The 18,676-nt window shown below is 60.9% G+C and carries 16 protein-coding genes; 14 read left to right on the top strand and 2 right to left on the bottom strand.

The window, feature by feature from the left end:
* The 10 genes from gcvT to RI444_RS04530 all read left to right on the top strand — a co-directional run bounded on the left by gcvT (nt 1) and on the right by RI444_RS04530 (nt 13,112).
* Complete coding sequence (gene gcvT / locus RI444_RS04485; RefSeq protein WP_021473687.1) at nt 1-1,134, top strand: glycine cleavage system aminomethyltransferase GcvT; 1,134 nt, start codon at nt 1-3, stop codon at nt 1,132-1,134.
* Between the two features lie 31 nt (nt 1,135-1,165).
* Nucleotides 1,166-1,552, top strand: coding sequence for a glycine cleavage system protein GcvH (gcvH, locus tag RI444_RS04490; protein WP_021473686.1), 387 nt, complete (start codon nt 1,166-1,168; stop codon nt 1,550-1,552).
* A gap of 310 nt (nt 1,553-1,862) precedes the next feature.
* A complete protein-coding gene (locus RI444_RS04495; protein WP_316963871.1) occupies nt 1,863-3,275 on the top strand; it encodes an L-serine ammonia-lyase in 1,413 nt (470 codons plus the stop codon).
* A 38-nt stretch (nt 3,276-3,313) separates the two neighbouring features.
* A complete protein-coding gene (locus tag RI444_RS04500; RefSeq protein WP_062095382.1) occupies nt 3,314-4,135 on the top strand; it encodes a DNA/RNA non-specific endonuclease in 822 nt (273 codons plus the stop codon).
* A 701-nt stretch (nt 4,136-4,836) separates the two neighbouring features.
* Nucleotides 4,837-5,571 carry a hypothetical protein gene (locus RI444_RS04505; RefSeq protein WP_207605058.1) on the top strand — a complete coding sequence of 245 codons (735 nt, stop codon included), beginning with the start codon at nt 4,837-4,839 and terminating at the stop codon, nt 5,569-5,571.
* A 268-nt stretch (nt 5,572-5,839) separates the two neighbouring features.
* Entirely contained in the window at nt 5,840-6,859 is a 1,020-nt protein-coding gene (locus tag RI444_RS04510; RefSeq protein ID WP_207605057.1) for a peptidoglycan-binding protein, read from the top strand.
* Between the two features lie 68 nt (nt 6,860-6,927).
* Entirely contained in the window at nt 6,928-8,859 is a 1,932-nt protein-coding gene (locus tag RI444_RS04515; protein WP_242703141.1) for an ABC transporter ATP-binding protein/permease, read from the top strand.
* A 213-nt stretch (nt 8,860-9,072) separates the two neighbouring features.
* Complete coding sequence (locus tag RI444_RS04520) at nt 9,073-10,161, top strand: lipid II:glycine glycyltransferase FemX (protein WP_082694508.1); 1,089 nt, start codon at nt 9,073-9,075, stop codon at nt 10,159-10,161.
* Between the two features lie 124 nt (nt 10,162-10,285).
* Complete coding sequence (locus RI444_RS04525; RefSeq protein ID WP_021473680.1) at nt 10,286-11,605, top strand: peptidoglycan bridge formation glycyltransferase FemA/FemB family protein; 1,320 nt, start codon at nt 10,286-10,288, stop codon at nt 11,603-11,605.
* A 19-nt stretch (nt 11,606-11,624) separates the two neighbouring features.
* Nucleotides 11,625-13,112: a threonine/serine exporter ThrE family protein gene (locus RI444_RS04530; protein ID WP_021473679.1), complete on the top strand. Its 1,488-nt coding sequence runs from the start codon at nt 11,625-11,627 to the stop codon at nt 13,110-13,112.
* Nucleotides 13,113-13,139: 27 nt separating this feature from the next.
* On the opposite strand, the gene RI444_RS04535 is transcribed toward RI444_RS04530, so the two are convergent.
* Together RI444_RS04535 and RI444_RS04540 are read right to left on the bottom strand one after the other, a co-directional pair.
* Nucleotides 13,140-13,982, bottom strand: a complete 843-nt coding sequence (locus tag RI444_RS04535) for a siderophore-interacting protein (protein ID WP_021473678.1) — start codon at nt 13,980-13,982, stop codon at nt 13,140-13,142.
* A gap of 364 nt (nt 13,983-14,346) precedes the next feature.
* Nucleotides 14,347-15,114: a uracil-DNA glycosylase gene (locus tag RI444_RS04540; protein ID WP_069696177.1), complete on the bottom strand. Its 768-nt coding sequence runs from the start codon at nt 15,112-15,114 to the stop codon at nt 14,347-14,349.
* 108 nt (nt 15,115-15,222) lie between these two features.
* On the opposite strand from RI444_RS04540, the gene RI444_RS04545 reads away from it, so the two are divergent.
* The 4 genes from RI444_RS04545 (at nt 15,223) to groL (ending at nt 18,534) form a co-directional block, all read left to right on the top strand.
* On the top strand, nt 15,223-15,558 hold the full coding sequence (locus RI444_RS04545) for a DUF3263 domain-containing protein (protein ID WP_069696176.1): 336 nt from the start codon (nt 15,223-15,225) through the stop codon (nt 15,556-15,558).
* Nucleotides 15,559-15,607: 49 nt separating this feature from the next.
* Nucleotides 15,608-16,228 carry a LytR C-terminal domain-containing protein gene (locus tag RI444_RS04550; protein ID WP_069696175.1) on the top strand — a complete coding sequence of 207 codons (621 nt, stop codon included), beginning with the start codon at nt 15,608-15,610 and terminating at the stop codon, nt 16,226-16,228.
* A 178-nt stretch (nt 16,229-16,406) separates the two neighbouring features.
* Entirely contained in the window at nt 16,407-16,610 is a 204-nt protein-coding gene (locus RI444_RS04555) for a cold-shock protein (protein WP_031216907.1), read from the top strand.
* 298 nt (nt 16,611-16,908) lie between these two features.
* Entirely contained in the window at nt 16,909-18,534 is a 1,626-nt protein-coding gene (gene groL / locus RI444_RS04560) for a chaperonin GroEL (RefSeq protein ID WP_021473673.1), read from the top strand.
* Nucleotides 18,535-18,676 lie beyond the last annotated feature (142 nt).

Consider the following 18,676-nt stretch of genomic DNA (forward strand, 5'->3'; position numbering starts at 1 on the left):
ATGACTGAGAAGCACACGGCCCTCTACGAGGAGCACAAGAAGCTCGGCGCCTCCTTCACCGATTTCGGTGGCTGGCAGATGCCGCTCAAATACACTTCCGAGCTCGCCGAACACCACGCCGTCCGGAAGTCCGCCGGCCTGTTCGACCTCTCCCACATGGGCGAAGTCTGGGTCACCGGGCCGCAGGCAGCAGAGTTCCTGGACTACGCGCTGGTAGGCAAGATCTCCGCCATGGCCGAGGGCAAAGCCAAGTACTCGCTGATCTGCCAGGAAGATGGCGGCATCATCGATGACCTGATCGTCTACCGTCGCGGCGCCGACAAGTTCCTGGTGGTTCCGAACGCAGGCAATGCCTTCGTGGTCGCTGCTGAGCTGCTGCAGCGCGCCGCGGGCTATGACGTGCTTGTTGAGGATGCTTCATCGTCGACGTCGTTGATCGCCGTTCAGGGGCCGCTTGCGGAAGCGATCCTGCTGCGTTTGGTCCCGGCCGGACAGCACTCGCTGGTCACGGACCTGAAGTACTACGCGGCAGTCGAGGTGACCTTCCTGGTGGCCGGGAGTGGGCAGGATCTTCTCCTGGCACGCACCGGTTACACCGGCGAGGACGGGTTCGAGATCTTCGTGCCCAACGAATCCGCCGCCGCGCTGTGGCAGGCCATCTCCGCCGTCGCCGAGGAAGGCGAGCTCGTTCCGGCCGGTCTGGCCTCCCGCGACTCCCTGCGTCTCGAAGCCGGCATGCCCCTCTACGGCAATGAGCTGTCCCGTGAAGGCAATCCCTTCGCGGCCGGGCTCGGCCCTGTAGTGGCCTTGTCCAAGGAAGGCGACTTTGTTGGCAAGGAAGCCTTGGCAGCTTTGAAGGCCGACGGCGCAGGTGTCTCCACTGGTCGCAAGCTTGTGGGCCTCAAGGGCCTCGGGCGCCGCGCCGGACGTTCGCACTACCCGGTCTTGAAGGACGGCGCCGTTGTTGGCGAAGTGACCTCCGGCCAGCCCAGCCCAACGCTCGGGTACCCGGTAGTGATGGCCTACGTTGACGTTGCTTATGCTGAACCTGGCACCACTCTTGACGTCGATCTGCGCGGCAAGGCAGAGCCGTTCGAGGTCGTGGCCCTGCCGTTCTACAAACGGTCCCGCTAAGTTTTTGATCACCCACAGTTAGGAAAACAGAATGCCCAAAGTAGCGCCTGAACTTCAGTACTCCGACGAGCACGAGTGGGTTTTGCGTGGGGAGGGAAACTCGGTATCCGTCGGTATCTCCGAGGTAGCCACCGACGCACTGGGGGACATCGTCTACGTGGACCTGCCCGAGGTCGGTTCCACCGTGACCGCAGGCGAAACCTGTGGAGAGGTCGAGTCCACCAAGTCCGTCTCAGACCTCTACTCACCCGTTACCGGCGAGGTCACCGAGATCAACGACGCCGTTGTGTCCGACCCCGCACTCATCAACAACGACCCCTACGGTGAGGGCTGGTTGTTCAAGGTCGCTGCTGAATCCGATGGCCCGCTGCTCTCCGCCCAGGAATACGCCTCCAAGAACGGCGGCGACCTGGGCTAGTCCGATCGGTCCGCGTGCCCGACGGGTCCGGCGTGCCCGGCGGGTTCGGCATGCCATCCTCCGATTCGTGGTTCCGCTGCGGAGTGTGCCGTGCGCACGGCACACTCCGCAGCGTTGCCCCGTTTTGGCCAAGTGCGCTTTGGCGTAGCGTTGACTTGTAGTAACTGAATAAATTTGCGACGCCGGGTTGCCGCCTGAGGGGGCCGCCCGGCGTCGTATTTCGGTCGCCTTTTTGCCACGAGCGGGAGGGGGCCATCCGGCAGGATCATCTGCCGGACCGTTTCATGCTGTATACAAAGGGATCCCGGTTATGGCTGTTGGTGTTTTCGATTTGTTCTCCGTGGGTATTGGTCCGTCGAGTTCGCATACGGTGGGTCCGATGCGGGCTGGGGCGGTGTTTGCGCGGGAGCTTCGTGATTCCGGTGTGCTGTCTTCGGTGGCGGGGTTGCGGGTAGACCTTTACGGTTCTTTGGCTGCGACGGGTAAGGGTCATGGCACTTTTACGGCTATGTTGCTGGGTTTGGAGGGGTTTGAGCCGGAGTTGATCCTGCCCGGTGAGGTGGAGGAGCGTCTTGCTGCGATCGCGGAGACGGGCATGCTGAACCTGGCCGGGGCTTCGGGTGAGGGTGTGCTGTTGCCGTATGCGGTGGGGGATATGGTGTTGCATCCGTTGACGGTGTTGCCGCGGCATACGAACGGGATGAAGTTCGCTGTTACCGATGCTGTGGGGAACGTGCTGAGGGAGGCGACGTTTTTCTCGGTGGGTGGCGGGTTCATTGTTCGTGAGGGCGAGGAGGACGCGGCGCGGGCTGAGTTGGAGGAGTCCAAGGCGGAGTTGCCGTTGCCGTTCCGGACCGCTGCGGAGTTGCTGGGCCGGTGCTCGTCCAAGGGCCTGGGGATCAGCGACATCATGCTGGTCAATGAGCGGGCGTCCCGGTCCGAGGAGGAGATCCGGGAGGGTTTGCTGCATATCTGGTCGGTGATGGAGGCCTGTGTTGAAACGTCGCTCAAGCGCGAGGGTGTGCTGCCCGGGGGACTGAGGGTCCGCCGTCGTGCTCCTGATTGGTTGGAGCGGTTGTTGAAGGAGGACAAGGACCGGAACGATCCGAAGTATTGGCAGGAGTGGGTGAACCTGATCGCGTTGGCGGTCAATGAGGAGAACGCTTCCGGTGGGCGGGTGGTCACTGCTCCGACCAATGGTGCGGCCGGGATCATTCCTGCGGTGTTGTATTACGCGTTGCATTATGCCCCGGGCATGGACAAGGCGTCCCAGGCGGACCGGGATGATGTGGTGGTGCGGTTCTTGCTCGCTGCCGGTGCGGTGGGTGTGTTGTATAAGGAGCAGGCCTCGATTTCCGGTGCGGAGGTTGGGTGTCAGGGTGAGGTGGGTTCGGCCTCGTCGATGGCTGCTGCGGGGTTGGCTGAGGTGATGGGTGGTTCCCCGGCGCAGGTGGAGAACGCTGCGGAGATCGCGATGGAGCATAATCTGGGGTTGACGTGTGATCCGATCGGGGGGTTGGTGCAGATCCCGTGTATTGAGCGGAACGCGATCGCTGCGGCGAAGGCGATCAACGCCGCGAAGATGGCGTTGTGGGGTGATGGCACGCACCGGGTTTCCCTTGATGAAGTCATCGTCACCATGCGTGAGACGGGCAAGGACATGTCCCACAAATACAAAGAAACCGCGATGGGCGGCCTCGCCGTCAACGTCGTCGAATGCTGAGTCTGTTCCCTGTCAGTCCCTAGTGCCATGCTGTATGCATGAGCGGGGGATATGACCGGGATTTCTTGCGGGCACGCCTTGAGCTGCCCAGTCCGTCGGCGACGACGATTCTGCTGGACTACACCCATTTCTCAGTGCGTTTCCGGGCTGCGCGGAAGCTCGCAGCGATCGTTGGCGTTAATATCAGCGGCGGTGAACTGAATCCTTTGGCCCGCGAGGGAACCTGGCACTTCGACGACCGGATTCCCCGCGAGCAACAGGCTGGCCCGGACGTTTACAAGAACAACGCGTTCGACCGTGGGCACTTGGTCCGGCGGCTCGACCCCGTATGGGGCGATGCTGCCACAGCCAAGAAAGCCAACCAGGACACTTTCGCCTTCACGAACGCCGCACCCCAAGTGGACGACTTCAACCAAGGCAAGGAGCTGTGGGTTGGCTTGGAGGATCACGTCCTCAAGCATGCGGACGCCTTTGACGCGAAGCTGAGCGTCTTCACCGGGCCGGTTTTCGCTGACGACGACTCTGAGTACCGGGGAGTCAGGATTCCCAAGAAATTCTGGAAGATCGCGGCCTGGACCAATGATGGAACCCTCGGTGCTGCAGGCTTCGTGCTGGATCAGTCTCCATTGCTGGGGAAGGTGGAACTGAAGAAGGCGATCACTGAGCGGCTCCTGGAAGGTGAACCGCCACCCCTGGGCCCTTTCCGCACCTTCCAGGTTCCCATCGGGGAGATTGCGGAGCTGACCGGGCTGAGCCTAAGCCGGCTTACCAACGCCGACCGCTTGACCAGCGGGACGCGTGAACTGGGGAAGGCGCCGAAGGCCATCCAGCTGGAGAGCATGGAGCAGGTCCGGCTCTAATTGCAGCCTGCGAGCTCTCGGCCTGTAAATGATTGAAGACACAGCTCCCCTAGGTATGTGTAGGGATCGTTCAAATCGTGACGCGCTGGTGAGAATATTACATTCTGACGATCCATATTTCTCCGAAATATTCTATAATTCGCTGTTCTGTTGATTCGCCTCATGCTGCGTTGGTATTTTCATGCCCACGGGGGGGACAACTACTGACGTTGGAGTACTAGACGTTTTCAATGCCTGTTACCACCCGACTCCACTCCTACTGAGAGAACGGTGAAATGACAAATTTCTAAGCATCAGTGCGGCCAGCGTTGTCGCAATACCGATCATGATTGGCGCCAATGCTGGGGCGGCCCATGCAGGAGCAGAGCAAACATGTGGAAATGGGCAGGTCTGCTTGTTCCAAAGCTCCATGTGAAACGGGACCAAGTATTCGAACAACTACGCGACGACCTGGGTTGGTAACGGGGCAAATGATCCAACATCAAACATTGTTGGGTACACAACCAATCCGTCCTACCGATACGTGACATTCTTCGAACACCTAAACTTCGGTGGGAATTCCTTCTACATGAAGGAAGGGCAGGCAATCAGTTATCTTGCGGATATCGCTTATCCAGGCGGGGGGAATTGGGATAATCGAATTTCCAGTCACGATGAATCGTACTGATCCAGCGAATCTCCTAAATTAAAAGAGTCGAAAGGTGACCATGACCCGGCGTCGGCTTATGCCAGCAGTGCTGCTCTTCGTGCTTGCAGGATGCAGCGTGAACCAAACCGGACCACAGTCCGACGCCGGGCCCTTGCCCTCCATCGACCGTTCAGCTTATTCGGGAGTGCACGCACAACTGGACCACGCTACTGCCGAGATCCGGATGCCAATGGATTCATATGAGGTAAACGCGGATGAGTCCATGATCATCACAGCAGCGAATATGTACATTATCGAGGGCTGCATGAAGAAGGCCGGAATTACGATGCCAGAGAAACATGGCGATCTTGACGTGAAAGCGGATCAATCTTACGGCGTCTGGGTTCCGGAGCATGCGGCCAAGTACGGATATGTGAGACCAACCGTCCGGACCATTCCTGGAATCTACGATTCGGGAACCCGGGATTCTCCGCAAGCTGCCGTGAAGAAGTATTTTGAGTGTGACAACTCGACGGCGGGTGACCAAATTCCTGCATTTCGAAGTAGGGTAGCGGGCCAGGATTCACTGCTCACAACCATCGTCAATGACTCCAACGCCTTGGCCGAACGTGATCCCATGTGGAAGAGCATCCGTGAGGCGTGGATTAAGTGCCTTGGGGATTCAGGCATCACCATGCGTCAGGACTCACCCGACGCCTGGGTTCCGTCTTACCCGGCCGACAGGCAGGGTGAGATACGGACTGCGCTGCGCTCCAGGACACGGAATGCAAGAGCAAAACAAACATGATGCAGGGCTTGATGGACATTCGTGCCCAATACCAGGCCGCCCTTATAGAGACTCATCAAGGGGCATTGAACACACTGGCAGACGAAAAGTCCGCTGCATTGGCCAAAGCGAAGGATATTCTTCGACAACACGGACATGGCGGGCTTTAATGGGTGCCAGTGAACCTACAGTAGTGAAGCTTCCGCGGGTTCCACGAATCAGACGTGTTGTAGTTTTTCTATGCGTTGTTCTCGCGTGCACAGCCGGTTCGTTCTTTCTCGGAAGTAAAATGCGAACACCGCTAACTTCAGCAATCGATTCCATAGATAAAAAAGTTGAAGTGAGCGCTGCTGTAGAAAGGAAGTCACTGGCCGCTTCCATCGTCGTTTCTGCAACGATGACCGCCGGACCCTCCGTGTCGTTGCGTGCATCTATCCCCAAGGGAGCCGACCGGGCGGTCGTGACGGCCGTGTATGTCGACACGGGCGCAACGGTCGCCCCGGGGTCGCTTATCGCGGCCGTCTCAGGACGTCCCGTTATTGTCATGTCTACCGACGTACCTCTCTACCGGGACCTACTTGAGGGCGACCGGGGCCCGGATGTACTGGGGTTGCAGAAATGGCTTCAGGGCATGGGGTACTGGCCGGATGCCACGGGGATTTTTGATCAACGGACGGAGAACGCCGTCAAGAACTTCTACCGCGACCTCCAATTGACGGCCCCGACATCTGAAGACAAGAGGGTTGTTTTTCGCTGGCGGGAGTTCGTGCAGATCCCGGGGAATACGGGAACGATCATGACCTTGGTACGACCCGGCGATGTATTAGCGGAAGATTTGAGCTTGGGGATCGTCCAGACGGCCCCTGACATGGTGGTTGGGCGTGCCACCATAGACCAGGCCGATGCGCTCGTTGTGGGCAAGCAGGTCGATCTCGAAGCTGAAGGGTACTTGGCAAAGGGAACAATCCAAAGCATTGGTTCTTTTAGCGAAGGAGACCCCGAGAAGGGTGTCGTTCCGGGCATGGACGTCGTGTCCACTGTTCCCGTGGAGGGAACGCCACCAAAGCCAGTGCAGTCGGTTTCAATCAAGGTCCACGAAGCGGCCATTGAATCTTTGGCCGTCCCTTTGACCGCTGTCAAGCAGGATGACCGGGGCCCCTACGTGATCTTGTCAGGAGCGCAGGGGCAGGGACAAAGCAGCCCAACGCCCGAACGGGTGGACATTACAGTAACCGAGCAGCGCGACGGATGGGTTGCTATCGAGGAGACTTCGCTACTACAACCCGGAACATTGGTGATCGTCTCGTGACGGGCGACCTTCCTGCAAGTGACGCGAGACCACTCTTGACGATGAAGGGGGTCGGTCGAACTTACTATGTGGGAGACTCCGCGACCCAAGCTTTGCTCGGCGTAGATCTGCAGATATGCGAAGGCGACTTCCTTGCAATTATCGGGCCGTCCGGATCAGGAAAGTCCACGCTGTTGAATGTCCTTGCCCTCTTGGACCGGCCGACGGATGGCACTTATCACGTCAACGGTCACGATGTGGCCGGGTTGGGTGAGCGGAAACGAGATGCGTTGAGGTCGGAGATGTTCGGCTTCGTCTTTCAAGCATCGCATGTGATGACTGAAGAGTCGTCGGCCAGGAACGTTGCCCTTGGACTTCGTATTCAACGCCGTGCTCGCAGAGAACGAGAATTGCGTATCCGCCCTGCCCTCGAGCGGGTGGGACTTCTTCACCGCCAGGATGCGCTCGGTAGAAATTTGTCCGGAGGTGAACGTCAGCGTTTGGCACTGGCGCGCGCCCTCGCGACTAACCCAAAAGTTCTGTTTGCCGACGAACCGACAGGCAACTTGGACGTCGCCAACACGGAACGAGTCATCGAGGAACTCAGGAGCCTCAATGCAAAGGGGATGACTATCGTCGTCATCACGCACGATCCCGCTGTTGCGGCCGCAGCTCGATCGCAAGTGAAAATCGTGGACGGCGCTTTGGAAGGATCAGTCGTTCATGCTCATGAAGCACCGGCGTCAAGCTCGACGGACACCGGAGCTGCTAAGGCGTGCGCAGTTGAAACGACGGCTTCGCCGGCTTCTGGACGGAAACCGGCACGTTGGCAGGGGGTGGTCGACGACGTATATGACGCGTTGACAGCGCTGACGTCACGGACAGGACGGACAATGCTTCTCATCCTCGCCTTCATGCTGGGATCAGGCGGGCTTGTTTTGTCTGTGGGACTAAGCCAAACTGCATCCTCCCAAGTTTCGGAGCGTCTGGCCCAGGCAGCGCTTGATGAACTGCAAGTGTCAATGAGCGCGTCAGGAGCACAAGCCTATGACGCCAGTGGGATCGGGTTTACGGAGCAGAGGAAAAGGATAGAGGGACTGGATGGGGTTGTAGACGTTGGTTTGCGCTACGACCTGGCTTCGAAAGATCTAAAGCCGTCCCGTTTTCAGCCCGGCCTGGCAGTGCAAGAGCCAACGTTCGCAGGTTCCCTGCTAGCTGTGGACTCGCATTATCTTGCGCTGAATGATGCCGTTGTTGAGCCCAGTTCTGCGCTGTCGCTCCTGGATGGGGCATTTGGGAAACCCGTAGCGCTTCTAGGACGCGAAGCCGCCACGCGCTGGGGTGTTTCAGCTGCAGGGCCAGATGAAAAGATTTGGGTCGACGGGCAGCCCGTGCCAGTAGTTGGCGTCATTGAAAGCCCCGGACGGAACCAATTGCTCTCCGACAGCATCGTCCTGGGCATAGGGGACTTCGACCACCCTGTCTTGTCCAAATCAGTGTTCATTGTGCGTACTGTCCCCGGGTTCCCCGCTCCGCTGCGCGATGCGGTGCCGCTTGCTTTGAACGCGGCTCATCCCGAGTACTTCACGGTGAGTACTGTTGCAGATCTCCGGTCATTGAGAAGAGGTATAACCACTGATTTGAGTGCGTTCATCGGCCTTCTTTCCTGGGTCCTGCTCGCGTTAGCCTGTCTTAGTTCTGCGACTTCCATGTACCTGACGGTCCAGACGCGCAGGCCGGAAATTGCGCTTCGCCGGGCGATCGGGGCCGGCCGCGCGAGTATTGGCCGGATGTTTGTACTTGAGGGCCTGCTGGTTGGAACCGGCGGCGGATTGGCCGGAGGCGCGGCAGGGATGATGGCACTTCTGGCGTTTTGCCTGCAGCAAGGGTGGACCCCGGTCCTGGCGTTGGAAGCGGTCACGGTGGGGGTCATAGCCGGAGCAGTAACCGGGGTTCTTGCATCTGTATATCCTGCAATATCGGCTTCGCGGGCGGACCCCGCACAGGCTATTCGGGGCTGATCGCGGAACGGTCCGTCTTTCCCTAAGAGTTGGGTCGGCCGTGACCGCTTATGCGGAATCCGGTCTCCAACGGTCATCACGTCTGGGTGCCGGTGCGTCGTTTGGTTCCGGTCTGGAATCGCCAATCAAGCTGTCCCCGATAGACTTGGTCCTGCATGTCCGCATGCGCACCACGCTTTGAACCCTGCTTGAACACTGCACCGAACCCTGAGATTGGACACGGCCACCTTGCGAGAATTTACCGCCCGCTTTGCCACCGCCGAGGAAACCGATAACTGGGACAAGCACGTCACGGCCAACCCGAACGGCGGCAACATGCTGCAGTCGGACGCTTATGCCGCGGTTAAGGACGGTAACGGCTGGCTGGTCCGGCGGCTCGTCATCGAGACTGCTGAGTACTCCAGCTACAACCTGCTGCTGGAGAAAAATTTCCCTGTCTTGGGACGCCTTTGGTACCTGATCAAGGGCCCCGACGCAGAGTCCGTCGAAGACATCAAACCGATGCTGGACGCCGTCGCAACCCTGGCCAGGGAACGGAAGCTGAACGTCTTCACCGTCAAGATAGAGCCCGACGTCGTGGAGTCACCTGAGGTGGCTGCGCAACTGAAGGCGGCTGGGCTGGTTAAGGCTCCCAACATCCAGTCCAACGACTCCACCGCGATTCTGGATATCAGGAAGCCCTCCAACGAGGTCCTCCGCAGCATCTCTTCCCGTGCCCGCAATGCTGTAAGAAGGGCAGAGCGCGAGGGGTGCGAAGTCATCCAGGAAGAGGCCGGCGAAGAGAGCTACAAGAAGCTGTACGCTCTCATGCAGAACACCGTGAACGCCAAGGGTGCCATGCCGTTGCGCAGCTACGATTACTACGCCAAATTCTGGAACGAGTTCAGCAGCCGCGGGCAGGGGCACTTCTTCTTCGTCTACGAGGACGGCCAGCCTAGCGTAGGTGCCTTCGTGATCAACTACGGATCCAAAGCTACGTATAAGGACGGCGGCTCCACCCAGAACCGCAAGCGATACGGGGATTCGCACCTGACACAATGGGCGGCCATCCAGCGCATGCAGGAACTCGGATGCGTCGAATACGACTTCTGCGGCACTCCGTCCGCAGCTCGAATCAAAGACAAAACCCACCCGCTGTACGGCATGGGCTTGTTCAAGACGAGCTTCACCAAGACCGTCACGGACTTTGTCGGCTGTTATGACCTCGTCCTGAGTCCTCTCCGGTACAAGCTCTGGCTCAAGGGCGGAGAGAAGGTCCTCCGCCGGCTCGAGATCATGCGCACGGGTGGTCAGTTCTACTGACCGGCGCCTGACGCACCGAAAACTCGAAGCGTCAGCCAACAGACCAGGCCCGCCCCGGCCACCAACGGTGCATATCCAACTAGATGAGGTAATTTCTTTGACTCCGATTGAAGCTGGAAACTCCATGGAATTCGTTCTTCTCAGCGACGCTGAATTTGAGACCTTCGCCAAGGGGCACCCCCAGGGAAGTTTTATTCAATCCATGGACCTCACCCGCTTCCAGCGTGCCCGCGGGCAGGAAGTCGAACTGTTCGGCGTCACCCAGGGCGGGAGCCTCATCGCCGCCGGAAAGCTCGTCTACACGTCCAACCGCATCGGTTACAAAGTGGCGGACTGCGCCAAGGGACCACTGATGGACTACAGCGACGCCGCTGCGGTGAGGTTCGTCGTCGAGCAGTTGAAGAAGCATGCCGCCTCGAAGAAGGCGGCGGAACTGCGTATCTCGCCCAACGTCAAATACATCGCCCGGGACGAAGACGGCGCGGAGCACCCCGAGGTCGAAGACAACCGGCCGCTGCTGAAGGAGCTCGAGGGCTTCGGGTTCAAACACCAGGGCTTCGACATGAACTTCGCCAACATCAACTGGATGTTCATCAAGACCCTGGACGGCATCGCGGACGCCGAAGAGCTCATCATGGGAATGAATTACCGGACCCGCAAGGCCATCCGGAAGGCCGAAAAAAACGGTGTGTACCTGGAGCAGGCCACGCTGGAAACATTGGACGACTTCTACAACGCGCTGAAGACCGCCGGCGACGAGAAGGGCTTCACCTACCGCGAACGCGAGTACTACGAGCAACTGCTGCGCAACACCTCCGATGAGTTCACCAAGCTCATGATGGCCAAGATCAACATCCCGGAATACCGCGCCTCCATCACTGAGCGACTCGAGGCGGAATCCAAGAACCTCGCGGACCTGAAACGCGAAGTGGAGGAGACCGGCAGCAAGAAAAAGGCCAATAAGGTCAAGGTTGTCCAAGACCTGGTGGACAGCTACGAGCGCAGCCTCAAGGACATCGAGCGCTTCCCGGATTCCGTGGGAGTTGCCACCGTGGCGGCCATCCATTTCGCTTGCTCCGGGGACGAACTCACCTGCGTCATTGGTGGCACCGTGCAGGATTACATCTACTTCAACGGTGCCACGTCCCTGTACTGGGGCATGATGCTTCACGCCCTGAACAACGGCTACTCGCGGTACAACTTCTATGGCACATTCGGCATCCAGGGGCAGGATGAATCGGGCCATGGTGGGTACGAGTTCAAGAAGGGCTTTGGCGGAGAGGTGGTCCAGCTCATCGGCGACTTCGTTGCTCCCGTCAGTCCGGTCAAGTACACCGCCTACCGGGTGGCCAGGAAGCTTGCAGGAGCCGCCCAGACCGTTTTGGGAAACTTGCGGGAACCGGCAAAACTGCCGGTGATCGGAAAGTTCCTCAGGAAGAACTAAGCCAAAGGAGGAATGCTGCATGACTGAACGCCCCGAGGGCAATGGCGGCAGGCCTCATACGGACGGCTTGCCGAAAACCCAGCCGCTGCGGCCCTCGCAGGTCCGGCAGAATGCGTATGCCAAGCGGATGCTGATGCGCCTGGTGCAAGGTGACAGCCCGCCAACGGCGCCCATGAACATCGTGGACCGCCTGGCCGGGAGCCCTTACGCCAACCCCACCATCCAGGTGGTGGGCGTCGACGCCTCGGCGCGCAAGACCATCGACTTCGCACTGCACCTGGCCGAGGCAATGTTCCGTTACGGGGCCGGTGCGCTTGAGGTCGAAACGAGCATGATCGCGGTGACCGCGGCGTTGGGGCTGAAGAACGTCGAGGTGGACATCACCAACCAGTCGGTGGCCATCAACTACGCGCCGAAGGACCAAACGCCCATCACCCTGTTGCGTGTGGTGAGGTCGTGGACCAATAACTATGCGGGTCTGGCCCAGGTGCACCAGTTGGTTTCGGATATTGTCGCCGGGGGAGTGGGACGGGACGAGGCCGTTCGGCGGCTCAACGAGATCACACGCAGAGCCAAGCCCTTCCCCCGCTGGATGGTCACTGTGGCGTTCGGTGTGTTTGCCGCCGTGTTCGTCGGGGTGCTCGGCGGTGGTCCCGGAGCTTCGGCACTGGCTTTTGCCTCCAACATGTTGATCAGCCTCCTGGCGCGCCAGCTGATTCGCTGGCGGACTCCGGACTTCTTCGTCACCATGGCCAGTTCTTTTGTGGTCACCTTTGTTGCTTTGATGCTGCGTTGGGCGGGTGCGGACATAGCTCCGTCCATTGTGGTGGCCGGAGGCATCCTCCTGCTGCTCCCCACGGGCAGGCTTGTTTCGTCGGTACAGGATGCGATTAACGGCTTTCCGGTCACGGCAGCAGGCCGCTTCCTGTCCACCCTGCTGACTTTCGGCGCGATCGTGGCGGGCATCGGCGTCGCTGTGGTGGTTGGAACCCTGATGGGCAGCCAGGTCCTGGACGTCACCAATACTTTCCCGCCGGCCTACCCGTTGTGGGGACAGGCGATCCTCATTGCGATCGCCGTGGTGGCCATCGGTGTCACCGAACAGACACAGATGCGGCTGTTACTTCCGACGGCGGCAGTCGGGCTGGCGGGCTTCTTCGTTTTGTGGGGGGTTGGCGAACTCGGTCTTGGCGACCGTTTGTCGCCCGCCATTTCGGCGGTGATCATTGGCTTGCTGGGCCGCGTTGTGGCCCTGAAGCTTGGCGCCCCGCAGCTGGTGGTCGCGGTTCCGGCAGCGTTGATCCTTCTGCCGGGCCTCACGATCTTCCGGTCAATGTATGCCTTGACAGTCGAAGGCGGCGACATCCTGGCGGGTGCCGGTGGCATGCTCAATGCGGCGGCGATTGTCCTTGGCGTCGCAGCCGGCATTGTGCTTGGCGACAACCTGGCCCGACCTTTGACGAAGGGCCTGTCCAGCAACGAGCGGCGCAGGGTGCGGCGCCGGTAAGTCGCGCTGGTCCTGCCGGCAAGTCGGCTAGATCTTGCCGACAGGCAGTTTCTTCTCGGCCTGGAACACTTCCTCTACCCGACCCTGGGCCCAATAGCCGGACAGGGAGACCTGGGAGCGTTCCAGGCCGCGCTGCACGAAGAAGATCTCGCGGAGGCCCTTCATGTAGCCCCGCTCACCGTGAGCGAAGACGTCCACCCGTCCGGGAAGCCATTCCATGGTCCGGAGGGATTCGAGCAGCAGTTCGCTGGATCCGGCAAGTACCCCGTTCCGCTGCAGCCAGTGCAGTTCGACGCCGGCGGGGGCGGTGATTTGAAGGACGTCGTCGGCGCTGTCTACTTCCAGGAACGCCACGCCCCGCGCCTCCGGTGTCAGCGCCTCAATGGACGCGGCGATCGCCGGAATCGCGGCGTCATCCCCGGCAAAGAGGTACCAGTCGGCGTCGGGTGCCGGATTGTAGGCACCCCCGGGCCCTGTGAAGGTCAGCGCGTCACCGGGTTCAGCCGCCGCTGCCCAAGGGCCGGCGAGGCCTTCATCGCCGTGGACCACAAAGTCGATGGCAAGTTCCTGCGCTTCAAGGTTGACCCAGCGGATGGTGTAGGTCCGGGTATGGGGCCACTGCTCGCGGGGCATGGATTCCCGGATGGCCCACAGGTCCAGCGGCAGCTCGTAGTCGACGCCCGGCTGCGGAAAAACGATCTTGACGTACCTGTCCACGTACTCGTTGTGCGCGTAGTCCTTGAATCCCGGGCCGCCCGCGATGATCCGGATCATGTGCGGTGACAACTGCTCCTTGCGCAGCACCGTCAGGTTGACTTGGGGGCGCGTCTTGCGGTCGGCGGACGAAGTGGCGGGAAGGGCGGCATTCATAAGGCAAGCCTAAGCTGATCCACTGTGCATTTGCTGGGGATGAGCGGAACGTTACATACCACCCGGCGTCGCTCTGTCACGTCCTGACGCGTTTTCCGCGTCGCTCTCTCACATCCCGACGCGTTTTTTGTGTTGCTCTTTCACGTCCTGACGCGTTTTGTGCGTCGCTCTTTCACGTCCCCCGCCGGATAGTTCGACGACGGCGATCGGCCGGGTGCCGCCGTCGGTCCCTGCCGTGTGTACTTTTCCTGCCGCTGCAGGCCTCCGCCCGCCCCCGAGCCCATTCCCGACCGGGTGGGATGTGCCAGAGGGATCCCCAGCAGGGGGTGGGATGTGCCAGAGGAAGCTGCGAAAAGGCGTGGGGTTACAGGACGGGGAGTTCCCAGTCGACGGGTTCGGCGCCCTGTTCACGCAGCAGCTCGTTCGTCCGGCTGAAGGGCTTGGACCCAAAAAATCCGCGGGACGCCGACAACGGACTTGGATGTGCGGACACAATAGACGGTGCCCCGTTCAGCAGTGGCCCCACGGACTCCGCGTCCTTCCCCCAAAGAACGGCCACGAGCGGCTTAGGCTGCCCGTCGGCGTCGGTGCGGTTCACCACGGCCTTGACGGCCGCCGTCGTGATGGTTTCCCATCCCTTGCCGCGGTGCGAGCCTGCGTTCCCGGCATTCACGCTGAGGACGCGGTTCAACAGCAGCACTCCCTGCCCCGCCCAGGCACTGAGGTCGCCGTGGACGCGTGGCGGCAGCCCAAGGTCGTCGTGGAGTTCGCGGTAGATATTGGCCAGGCTCCGGGGGATGGGCCGCGTCTCCCGGGAGACGGAGAAGGAAAGCCCGACGGCGTGTCCCGGCGTGGGGTACGGGTCCTGTCCCAGTATCAGGACCTTGACGTCGGCCAGCGGCTGACGAAAAGCCCTCAGCACATTGCCGGCGGCGGGAAGAACCTGCGCTCCCATCCCGGCCTGCGCAGCGACGAAGCCCAGTGCCGCGCGAAGCTGCGGCTCAACCGGGCTCAGGGCCTGCGCCCAGTCCGGCGCCATCAAGTCCTCCAGCGGCGTGTCCAACAGTTCATCAAAGCCCTGACCCGAGGGGCTTGCAGGTTCCAAGTCAAAGAGCGCTTCCTCACCAGTCACCCGGCAATTGTCTCCCGTGACGCGCGGCACTTCCGAATGACAGTGGTGTTATTCGCCCGTAACATGGGGAGGAGGAAATCCCCTTACCCGCGTCTTGAGGAGTGTGCCGTGGCCGAACCCGCGCCGGAATCGATGGCGGAGCAGGGCACCGGTTTCGCCCTTGCAGACCTGGCCGCAGGTGTTCGGGAAGATTCTCCGTTGAGTGAGCGCGAGCAGCAGATACTGGCCCTGGAGCGGCAGTGGTGGAAGTACGCCGGGGCCAAGGAACAGGCCATCCGCGAACTGTTTGATCTCTCCGCTACGCACTATTACCAGATCCTGAATGCGCTGATCGATACCGAGGACGCCTTGGCCCACGATCCCATGCTGATCAAGAGACTGCGTAGACTACGTACGTCGCGCCAACGTGCGCGCACAGCGCGTCGCTTGGGGTCCGACGCATAATTCGCACGGCTGAACTGTCAGCAGCAACCAGCAAGGACAACGCTTCACCATGACCAAATATGCCAAGGATGAATTCGACCGGGTTCCGCAAAACACGTCCCGTCAGGGTGTGCACAGGGACGCCACGGAAACGCCGCGGCCTACTCTGTGGCCGGTCCTCACTGTGGGCGCCGTGGCCTTGGTCCTTGGCCTGGTGGCGTTCCTGATCCTTCCGCGGCTGGGCATCGTGGCGCCCCCGGCATCTTCCAGCACCTCGACGCCGGCCGCACAGCAGAGCGAGGCGGCACCTTCGGCAACACCCACGACGTCGGAGAGCGCGCCTATCGCTTCGGGCGAACCCACTCCGGACACGACTGCCTCGGAGTCGCCGTCTGCAACGCCATCACCGGCTCCTGTGGACAAGACCACCGCAGTGGCTGTTTACAACGGCACTGCCACCGCCGGGCTGGCCAGCCGCGTCGCCGGGTTGGTTCAGGGAGACGGCTGGGCTCTGGGCGCGGTGGGAAACTGGGGAGGACTTCCGCAGCAGACGTCCGTGGTCTTCTACAACGCTCCGGAGCAGAAGGCGAACGCCGATGCCGTAGCTTCCCTGCTGGGCATCACCACCGTTGTGGAGTCCCCGGACGTGCAGCAGCCCCTGGTCGTCGTAGTGGGACCCGGCTACCAGTAAACAGCCGAAAATACAGGGATCCGGAGTCCATCCGGCAGAACTCGGTTAAGCCTCAATAACAAAAGCAGCCCCTCACCGGCCGGGAGCAGCGAAGCGGCCGTGACAGTGGTTACAGTGGATGAATTCCGGCGCGGAGATCCCGGCTGCCGGCAACAGCTTCTGTGAAAGTGTGGGCATTATGGCTTTGGGGACCGTCAAGTGGTTCAACGCCGAAAAAGGGTACGGCTTCATCACTGTGGATGATTCCGGCGACGACGTTTTTGTCCATTGGTCGGCGATCCAGATGGACGGTTACCGCGCCTTGGAAGAGGGGCAACGCGTGGAGTTCGAACTCGGCGAAGGCCTCAAGGGGCCGCAGGCTGAAAGCGTGCGTGTAGCCTAGCGGCTCAGCTTTCGGCTGAATGGGCCTCGCTGTGGGTAGCAGCGAGGCCTTCCTGCTTGCACTCTCCACGGTCGAGTGCTAATTATTGATTTAGCACTCCTACGCATCGACTGCTAATTTCGGCCCCGTCCGCGGAGCAGGGATTACCGCCGCTGCCAAGGAGGAACAAGAAACACCCTGATGGGGTGAGGTCCGGAGCGCGGGGCATACAGAGGCCGCGAGCGAAGGGCCGTCCGTCGCGGGCATCCCATCTGACAGGTACCTTCTTAACGACTGTCCCGAAAGGACTACCGCCGTTATGGCCAAGATCATTGCATTTGATGAAGAGGCACGCCGCGGCCTCGAGCGGGGCCTGAACACCCTCGCTGACGCCGTCAAGGTCACCCTCGGCCCGCGTGGACGCAACGTCGTCCTCGAAAAGAAGTGGGGCGCTCCCACGATCACCAACGATGGTGTTTCCATCGCCAAGGAGATCGAGCTGGACGATCCTTACGAGAAGATCGGTGCTGAGCTGGTCAAGGAAGTTGCCAAGAAGACGGATGACGTCGCTGGCGACGGTACCACCACCGCTACTGTCCTCGCACAGGCCCTGGTCAAGGAAGGCCTGCGCAACGTTGCTGCCGGCGCCGACCCGCTGTCCCTGAAGCGCGGCATCGAGAAGGCAGTGGACGCTGTTATCAGCGAACTGCTTGCTTCCGCCAAGGAAATCGAAACCAAGGAAGAGATCGCAGCTACGGCTTCCATCTCCGCCGGTGACCAGGAAATCGGTGCACTGATCGCCGAAGCCCTGGACAAGGTGGGCAAGGAAGGCGTCATCACGGTCGAGGAATCCAACACCTTCGGCCTGGAGCTGGAACTCACCGAGGGCATGCGCTTCGACAAGGGTTACATCTCCGCTTACTTCGTCACCGACGCTGAGCGCCAGGAAACGGTCCTCGAAGACCCGTACATCCTGATCGTCAACTCCAAGATCTCCAACGTGAAGGAACTCGTCACGGTTCTGGAGAAGGTCATGCAGTCCAACAAGCCGCTGCTGATCATCGCCGAAGACATCGAGGGCGAGGCCCTGGCCACCCTGATCGTCAACAAGATCCGTGGCACCTTCAAGTCCGTTGCCGTCAAGGCTCCGGGCTTCGGTGACCGCCGCAAGGCCCAGCTGGCCGACATCGCCATCCTCACCGGTGGCCAGGTCATCTCCGAAGAGGTAGGCCTCAAGCTGGAGAACGCTGGACTGGAGCTCCTCGGCACCGCCCGCAAGGTTGTTGTCACCAAGGACGAGACCACCATCGTTGAAGGTGCTGGCGACGCCGAGCAGATCGCCGGCCGTGTTGCCCAGATCCGCGCCGAGATCGAGAACTCCGATTCCGACTACGACCGCGAGAAGCTGCAGGAACGCCTGGCCAAGCTGGCCGGCGGCGTTGCAGTCATCAAGGCCGGTGCCGCTACCGAAGTTGAGCTCAAGGAACGCAAGCACCGCATTGAGGACGCCGTCCGCAACGCGAAGGCTGCTGTTGAAGAAGGCATCGTTGCCGGTGGTGGCGTTGCCCTCATCCAGGCAGGCGCCAAGGCATTCGCCAACCTCACCCTGCAGGGTGACGAGGCCACGGGTGCCAACATCGTCAAGGTTGCCATCGACGCACCGCTGAAGCAGATCGCTTTCAACGCCGGCATGGAGCCGGGCGTTGTTGTGGACAAGGTTCGCGGCCTGCCTTCCGGCCACGGCCTGAACGCTGCCTCCGGCGTCTACGAAGACCTGCTGGCTGCCGGCGTCAACGACCCCGTAAAGGTCACCCGTTCGGCCCTCCAGAACGCAGCTTCCATCGCTGGTCTCTTCCTGACCACCGAGGCTGTTGTTGCTGACAAGCCGGAGAAGAACGCTCCGGCTCCGGGCGGCGACGAGATGGGCGGCATGGGCGGCTTCTAAGCCTCCTGTCCTGCAGCATCACGCTTAGCAACGACGACGGCGGTCCTCACCTTCGGGTGGGGGCCGCCGTCGGCGTTTCCTGCCAGGGCTCGTTTGACGCGTGGATCGGCGAAAAGCCGCGAATGCGCCGGGTTCGTGGGGA

It is taken from the genome of Paenarthrobacter sp. AT5, assembly GCF_032764245.1.
Taxonomy (GTDB): domain Bacteria; phylum Actinomycetota; class Actinomycetes; order Actinomycetales; family Micrococcaceae; genus Arthrobacter; species Arthrobacter ureafaciens.